Below are 6,710 nucleotides of genomic sequence, written 5' to 3'. Positions count from 1 at the left end.
TTATATGTGCCTGGGACAGGATGAGCATGTCGATCTGCGCGCGGCGCTGCGCGGCGATGAGAGCAACGCGGCGCTTGATGTCGCGCTCGACCGGGCGATGCGTGGCAAGCCCGAGCGGCACGATTTTCACATCGACAGGCCGGGGGCTGCCCCTGCGCTTGCCCGGCACATGTCGATGACGGGAGGCTGAAGCGCCATGGCCACGTTGCTGTTTTTTGGCCGCTTGGGCGATCTGGCGGGCGGGGTGGAGCGCGCGCTTGGGCTAAGCACCGCGCTGTCGGTCGCAGATGTCATCGGTATTATTGAGCAGAGCGACCGGTTGCTGGCATCGGCGCTGGCCGAGGAGCGCGTCCGCTATGCGATCAACGGCACCATCGTCGATGGCGAGGCTTTGATCGAGGACGAGGACGAACTCGCCTTCCTGCCGCCGGTTAGTGGGGGCTGATATGCGCGAGCGCATCCGCATCGCCAGCGCGCCATTTGATCCGGAAGAGGAGATGGTGCGTTTTCGCGCGCAGCTTGCTGATGCAGGGGCGGTGGTCAGCTTTTTGGGGTTGGTGCGCGCGCGCAATGCGGCCGGGGCGGTGACAGCACTCTCGCTACAACACTATCCGGGCATGACCGAACGCGATATTGGCGATGCGCTGAATGAAGCCGCGTCACGCTGGGCGCTTGAGGCAGCGCTGGTGATCCACAGGATTGGCGACTTGGCACCTGCCGAACCTATCGTGCTGGTCGCCACCGCCAGCAAGCATCGCCGCGCGGCGTTTGAGGCGGCTGATTTCCTGATGGACCATCTCAAGTGCCGTGCGCTGTTCTGGAAATGCGAGACGGGTGAGGGCGGACGCTCGTGGATCGAGCCGCGCACCGATGATTATGCTGATGCTGCGCGATGGGACGGCTGAGAAGGTACTCGGACTTTTTCAGTGTTCGCTCCGCTCAGCCAGCCAGGCCGGCCTTCATCGCGGCAAGCGTTTGATCCTGCGCTTCGATCACCGCGATAATGCGGGTGCGCGCATCCAGAATTTGCGTTGATCCGCCTGCGGTCACCGTGCCTGCTGCTTCCTGCTGCAACCGGGCGACATATCGCGCATCAAGATCTCCCAGAATCTGCGAGAGCTCTCGGCGACTGGCACCCAGCGCGCTGATCTGGGTCTGAGCAACCGACCATGACTCGCTGCCCACCGCAGCACCGCGCGCCGCATTGACGCTTTGCCGGGTTGCGGCGACTGCAGCGGCGAAGCTCTGCCGGGCGGCTTCGGCTTTGGCCTCGATCGCGCGCAGTTCACCAGCAAGCGCCGGGTCGTTCACAGTGACAACTGGCGGCGGGGGGGCAAGTGCTTCGGCCTGACGGTCGCGCGTTTCGATATCGCGGCGCTCAAGCGACGGAAAATCCTGCATCGGCGCGAGGCAGCCGGCCACAAACGGCAGGCACATAAGGGGAGCAATCAGCTTCATCGCTCATGGTCTTAGGCGTGCGGCTTGACGGCTGCAACGGACAAAGGCAAGGCAAGCGCGCGGCTGGACAGGCCCCGCGCAAAAGGGTGCAATTTACGCAAAAACCGACCCCTGTGTGTTGACAGCCTGACAGGTTTCGCTTAACGGCGTGGGCTTTCCGGCGCGGGGCATCCCGTCGCAGGGCAGCGGTATTCGCTCCATTGATTCGATTCTGGCAACAGGTGGTCACTGGTTTGGATGTCGCCAATTGCGTGCCCGGAATAGAACTGAAGCAAACAGAAACGAGACAACCCATGTTCGCTATCGTGCGCACAGGCGGCAAGCAGTATCGCGTTGCAGCCGGAGATAAAATCGCAGTGGAAAAGCTGGCCGGAGAGGCTGGCGACGTTATTGCATTGAATGACGTTCTGCTCGCCGGTGACGGCGGCGAAGTGAAGGATGTGGCAGGGGTTACCGTGTCGGCAGAGATCATCGCCCAGGCAAAAGCCGACAAGGTGGTGGTGTTCAAGAAGCGCCGTCGCCACAACTACCGCCGCAAGATGGGCCACCGCCAGCAGCACACAATCCTGCGCATCCTGGGTGTGGGCGAAGAAGTGAAGAAGGCAGCGCCGAAGAAGGCTGCTGCGCCTGTTGACGCCGAGCCCGCCGCCGATGCACCTGCTGCAGAAGCCGCCCCCAAGAAAGCCCCGGCCAAGAAGGCAGCGCCAAAGAAGGCTGTTGCCGCCAAGTCGGAAGCCGACCAGTCGGCTGACAACGCCTGATCTGGCGCGAACAAGGAGTTTTGAACAATGGCACATAAGAAAGCTGGCGGTTCATCGCGCAACGGTCGTGATTCCGCAGGTCGCCGTCTTGGCGTGAAGAAATTTGGCGGCGAGCCGGTGATTGGTGGCAACATCATCATCCGTCAGCGCGGCACCCGCGTTTACGCCGGTAGCAATGTCGGCATGGGCAAGGATCACACGCTGTTTGCGCTGACCGAAGGCCGCGTCAAATTCCACGAAGGGCGCCTTGGCCGCAAATATGTATCGGTGGTGACCGAAGCCGTGGCGCAGGCCGCCGAATAACGGACGATCGATAACGGGTCGTCCATCAAAGGGACGCCCCACAACCGGCCGCAAGGCTGGTGGAAACGACAGGGAGATGGGGTCCGTCCCATCTCCCTTTCTTTTTGCCTCCCTGTCACGACGCATACTCCGTGCTGTCATCTTTTGATGGCAAGGGCAGCGCAAAACAGGAGAGACATAATGTTTGCAAGAACGCAAAGATTGTTGCTGCGGCCGGTCTGGCCCGAAGATGCCGACGCGCTGTTTGCGGGCATCAACGATGCCGGTATCGTGTACAATCTCGCGCGTGCGCCCTGGCCTTATACCCTTGATGATGCGCGCAGCTTCGCCGCCCGCGCGCAGGACCCGCATTTTCCGCACTTTCTGCTCACCCGGCCGGGCGATGCCGGGCAGACACTGATTGGTAGCTGCGGCCTGGGTGAAACCGAAGGCGAACCGGAGCTTGGCTACTGGATCGCGCGCGACCATTGGGGCCAGGGCTATGCCACCGAAGCTGCACGCGCGGTCATCGCCAATGCCTGGATGATCGGACATAAGCGATTGGTCGCCAGCCATTACATCGACAACCCTGCATCGGGCGGGGTGTTGCGGCGGCTGGGCTTTACCCCCACCGGCGTCATCCGCCCCCGGTTCAGCGCTGGTCGCGGCTATGCGGCTATGGCGAAGGAATACACGCTGGAGAGCGACGTTGCGGACATTGAGCGACCGCTGGCGGCCTGACGTTCGAGAACCCTTTTTCGTTCCCCGCGCTGTCGTGCATTACAGCGGGGGGTCGCTTCATCCGGACCTAGGTCAACGTGCGCCAAGATCGACATAGGGCCGCTCTGCCGGACCGGTATAGAGCTGGCGCGGGCGGCCAATTTTCTGGCCGGGGTCGGAAATCATCTCGTTCCACTGCGCAACCCAGCCAACGGTACGCGCAAGCGCAAACAGGGCAGTGAACATCGTGGTCGGGAAGCCGATGGCTGACAGGATCACACCCGAATAGAAGTCCACATTCGGGAACAGCTTCTTCTCAATGAAATAGGGGTCGTTGAGCGCCATTTCTTCAAGCTGCAGCGCCACTTCGAACACCGGATCGTTGACCTTGAGCGCATCGAACACCTCGCGCACGGTCTTTTGCATCACCGTCGCACGCGGATCGTAGTTTTTGTAGACGCGGTGACCAAAGCCCATCAGGCGGAACGGATCGTTCTTGTCCTTGGCGCGCGCGATATAATGCGGGATCTTGTCGGGCGTGCCGATCTCGCGCAGCATGTTGAGCGCCGCCTCGTTTGCGCCGCCATGCGCCGGGCCCCACAGGCAGGCAATGCCCGCCGCGATGCAGGCAAAAGGGTTCGCACCCGATGAGCCCGCCAGCCGCACCGTCGAAGTCGATGCGTTCTGTTCATGGTCGGCGTGGAGGATGAAGATGCGGTCAAGCGCGCGCTCGACAACCGGGTTGACCTCATAGGGCTCGGCCGGAACGCCGAACGTCATTCGCAGGAAATTGCCAGTGTAGGACAGCGAGTTCTGCGGATAAACGAACGGCTGGCCGATGGAATATTTATACGCCGCCGCCGCAATCGTCGGCATCTTGGCGATCAGCCGGTGGCTTGAGATCTTACGATGCTCAGGATCGGCAATATCGGTCGAGTCATGATAAAACGCCGACAGCGCGCCGACCACACCGCACATGATCGCCATCGGGTGCGCGTCGCGCCGGAAGCCACGATAAAACTGCATCAGCTGTTCGTGCAGCATTGTGTGGCGCGAGATGGTGTAGGCGAAGGTGTCGAGTTCGTCCGGTGACGGCAGTTCGCCGTTGAGCATCAGGTATGAGACTTCCATGAAGCTGGAATGCTCGGCCAGTTCACCGATGGGATAGCCGCGATGGAGCAGCACGCCCTCGTCGCCATCGATATAGGTCAGCGCGGAATCGCAGCTGGCGGTCGAGGTGAAGCCGGGATCATAGGTGAAGCAGCCGGTTTCAGCATAAAGCTTGCGGATATCGATAACATCGGGGCCGACGGTGCCCGACCGGATCGCATAGCTGCTCTCCTTGTCGCCGATTTTGAGTGATGCGCTGTCTGCCACGATTCGTTCTCCTCCAAAACGGTTGTATCAGGCGCGTGTCCGGTCAGGCGGTCACGCGGGTAACATCATCAATTCGGGCCAGCGATTCCTCGCGTCCCAACAGTTCGAGCACATCAAAAATGCCTGGCGAACGCGCCTGACCAGTCAGGGCGGCGCGCAGCGGCTGGGCATAGCTGCCGAGACCCTGCCCATTGGCCTCGGCACATTGCGTGACCCTGTCCTCCAGAACGGCTGCGGTCCATGGCTCTGCTTCGGCCAGCACCGGCGCAACCGTTTGTAACATCGCGACCCCGCTTCCATCTAGCAAAGATTGGGCTTTGTCGTCTATGCCTAACGGGCGCATTTTGAACAGAAACTGCGCGCCATCGGCAAGTTCGTTCAGATCACGCGCGCGCAGCTTCATCACCGGCATCGCCCGGGTGAGCAGATCGCTGCCCGTTGCCGGATCAAAGGCTGGCAAGAGCTTCGCCAGCCGGGGTGCGACCAGCGTGGCAAGCGCGCCATCGTCCATCTCGCGCAAATACTGGCCGTTGAGGTTGATTAGCTTTTTGGCATCAAAGCGCGAGGGCGATTTGCCGACATTGGCAAGCGAAAACAGCTTGATGGCCTCGGCTCTTGTGATCTTTTCTGTGTCGCCATAGCCCCAGCCGAGCCGCAGCAGATAGTTGAACATCGCGTCGGATACGACCCCCATGTCATCGCGATACGCCTCGACGCCGAGCGCCCCATGGCGTTTCGAAAGCTTTGCGCCGTCGTTGCCGTGGATCAGCGGGATATGGGCATAGACCGGTTCTGGCCAACCCATTGGCCGGATCAGCACCAGCTGGCGAAAGGCGTTGTTGAGGTGATCGTCGCCGCGGATGATATGGGTGACGCCCATGTCATGATCGTCGACCACCACCGCGAGCATATATGTCGGGCTGCCATCGGAACGCAGCAGCACATAATCGTCAAGTTCGCGCGCATCGACGGTGACATCGCCCTGCACCGCGTCGGATATCGTGATCTTGCCCGATTGCGGCGCTTTCAGCCGGACCACATAGGGCGCATCGGCGGGTGCCTCTGCCGGATCACGGTCGCGCCAGCGGCCATCATAGCGCAGCGGCAGCTTCTTGGCGCGCTGCTCGGCGCGCATCGCCTCAAGCTCTTCGGCGGTCGCAAAGCATTTATAGGCATTGCCGCTGTTGAGCAGCGCGTGCGCAACTTCGGCATGGCGTGCAGCCTGTGCGCTCTGGAAGACGGGTGTGTCGTCCCAGTCCAGCCCTAGCCAGTCGAGCCCGGCAAAGATCGCATCAATGGCTTCGGGGGTGGAACGTGCCTTGTCGGTATCCTCGATCCGCAGCAGCGCCTTGCCGCCGTGGTGGCGTGCGAACAGCCAGTTGAACATCGCGGTGCGCGCGCCGCCGATGTGCAGATATCCGGTCGGCGAGGGTGCAAAGCGGGTGACGACGCCCTTGCCAGCGCCATCGGTCACGGGCGGATGATCGCCGCTTGCACTCACGCTCACTTTCCTTTCAAAATCATGAGGCCATGGCCTTTGACATCGCCCCTAGCACGGCTTTCTGGCAGCGACAAATGGCCAGAGTGTCCGGTGCAGGCCTGCCCGGATCGGGTCGCGCTGTGCTCGCGCGGTTCGCGTTGGCAGAGCGTGATCAGCTGCCGGTGTGGATCACGCCGTGCTTTGCGGCAGGCATCGCTGCGTGGTTCATCCTGCCAGGGGTCGATGCGCAGCTCGCGTGGATCGCACTGTGCGCGGCGCTGGCGCTGACGACGCGCGCGTTGCACGGGCGCTGGCCAGAAATGGAGCTGATGCCGCGCTGTGTCTTCGTCGCTGCGCTGATGCTCGCGATGGGCAGCACTTTGGTGATGGCACGCGCATATGTGATTGGCGCAGAGCCGCTCGCCAAGCCCTGGTTTGGCACTTTGCAGGGACGCATCGTTGAGCGTGACGACCTGCCTGCACGCGGGCTGGTGCGGTTCATGGTGCGCACCGCGCCCGCGCTCGGCCTGCCCGATCAGGTGCGTGTCAATCTGGCGGCGGAAAAGGACGACGTGGTGCTGCGCCCCGGCGCGGTCATCGCTGTGCGCGCCCGGCTGATGCCGCCCGCGCAG

The 6,710-nt window shown here is 62.2% G+C and carries 8 protein-coding genes and 2 pseudogenes; 7 read left to right on the top strand and 3 right to left on the bottom strand.

Translation table 11 applies throughout. The features are described from left to right. The 3 genes and pseudogenes from ACEW8G_RS05050 to ACEW8G_RS05040 all read left to right on the top strand — a co-directional run. Nucleotides 1-190 (top strand): annotated as a pseudogene (locus tag ACEW8G_RS05050) (GTP 3',8-cyclase MoaA); the annotation flags it as partial. Between the two features lie 6 nt (nt 191-196). Further along, nucleotides 197-445: a MoaD/ThiS family protein gene (locus ACEW8G_RS05045; protein WP_373487352.1), complete on the top strand. Its 249-nt coding sequence runs from the start codon at nt 197-199 to the stop codon at nt 443-445. A 1-nt stretch (nt 446) separates the two neighbouring features. Continuing rightward, on the top strand, nt 447-905 hold the full coding sequence (locus ACEW8G_RS05040; RefSeq protein ID WP_373487351.1) for a molybdenum cofactor biosynthesis protein MoaE: 459 nt from the start codon (nt 447-449) through the stop codon (nt 903-905). A gap of 34 nt (nt 906-939) precedes the next feature. On the opposite strand, the gene ACEW8G_RS05035 is transcribed toward ACEW8G_RS05040, so the two are convergent. Then, complete coding sequence (locus tag ACEW8G_RS05035) at nt 940-1,458, bottom strand: hypothetical protein (RefSeq protein WP_373487350.1); 519 nt, start codon at nt 1,456-1,458, stop codon at nt 940-942. 293 nt (nt 1,459-1,751) lie between these two features. On the opposite strand from ACEW8G_RS05035, the gene rplU reads away from it, so the two are divergent. The 3 genes from rplU (at nt 1,752) to ACEW8G_RS05020 (ending at nt 3,242) form a co-directional block, all read left to right on the top strand. Further along, complete coding sequence (gene rplU, locus ACEW8G_RS05030; RefSeq protein WP_373487353.1) at nt 1,752-2,219, top strand: 50S ribosomal protein L21; 468 nt, start codon at nt 1,752-1,754, stop codon at nt 2,217-2,219. A 27-nt stretch (nt 2,220-2,246) separates the two neighbouring features. Further along, nucleotides 2,247-2,522, top strand: coding sequence for a 50S ribosomal protein L27 (gene rpmA / locus ACEW8G_RS05025; RefSeq protein WP_373487349.1), 276 nt, complete (start codon nt 2,247-2,249; stop codon nt 2,520-2,522). Between the two features lie 180 nt (nt 2,523-2,702). Further along, nucleotides 2,703-3,242, top strand: a complete 540-nt coding sequence (locus ACEW8G_RS05020) for a GNAT family N-acetyltransferase (protein WP_373487348.1) — start codon at nt 2,703-2,705, stop codon at nt 3,240-3,242. 72 nt (nt 3,243-3,314) lie between these two features. On the opposite strand, the gene ACEW8G_RS05015 is transcribed toward ACEW8G_RS05020, so the two are convergent. Both ACEW8G_RS05015 and gltX read right to left on the bottom strand, forming a co-directional pair. Further along, nucleotides 3,315-4,598 (bottom strand): citrate synthase, encoded by a 1,284-nt coding sequence (locus tag ACEW8G_RS05015; RefSeq protein WP_373487347.1) that lies wholly within the window; start codon nt 4,596-4,598, stop codon nt 3,315-3,317. A 43-nt stretch (nt 4,599-4,641) separates the two neighbouring features. After that, on the bottom strand, nt 4,642-6,099 hold the full coding sequence (gene gltX / locus ACEW8G_RS05010) for a glutamate--tRNA ligase (RefSeq protein WP_373487346.1): 1,458 nt from the start codon (nt 6,097-6,099) through the stop codon (nt 4,642-4,644). Nucleotides 6,100-6,173: 74 nt separating this feature from the next. On the opposite strand from gltX, the pseudogene ACEW8G_RS05005 reads away from it, so the two are divergent. Beyond that, a pseudogene (locus tag ACEW8G_RS05005) lies at nt 6,174-6,710 on the top strand (competence protein ComEC); the annotation flags it as partial.

Origin of the sequence: Blastomonas sp. (assembly GCF_041747255.1) — a bacterium.
Classification (GTDB): Bacteria; Pseudomonadota; Alphaproteobacteria; order Sphingomonadales; family Sphingomonadaceae; genus Blastomonas.
Note: the sequence above shows the minus strand (reverse complement) of the source record. Positions and strands in the feature narration are given on the sequence as shown.

Bases quoted from the DNA above. Each gene is read 5' to 3' on its own strand.
- ACEW8G_RS05045 (WP_373487352.1), top strand. From the start codon at position 197: ATGGCCACGTTGCTGTTTTTTGGCCGCTTGGGCGATCTGGCGGGCGGG.
- ACEW8G_RS05040 (WP_373487351.1), top strand. From the start codon at position 447: ATGCGCGAGCGCATCCGCATCGCCAGCGCGCCATTTGATCCGGAAGAG.
- ACEW8G_RS05035 (WP_373487350.1), bottom strand. From the start codon at position 1,458: ATGAAGCTGATTGCTCCCCTTATGTGCCTGCCGTTTGTGGCCGGCTGC.
- rplU (WP_373487353.1), top strand. From the start codon at position 1,752: ATGTTCGCTATCGTGCGCACAGGCGGCAAGCAGTATCGCGTTGCAGCC.
- rpmA (WP_373487349.1), top strand. From the start codon at position 2,247: ATGGCACATAAGAAAGCTGGCGGTTCATCGCGCAACGGTCGTGATTCC.
- ACEW8G_RS05020 (WP_373487348.1), top strand. From the start codon at position 2,703: ATGTTTGCAAGAACGCAAAGATTGTTGCTGCGGCCGGTCTGGCCCGAA.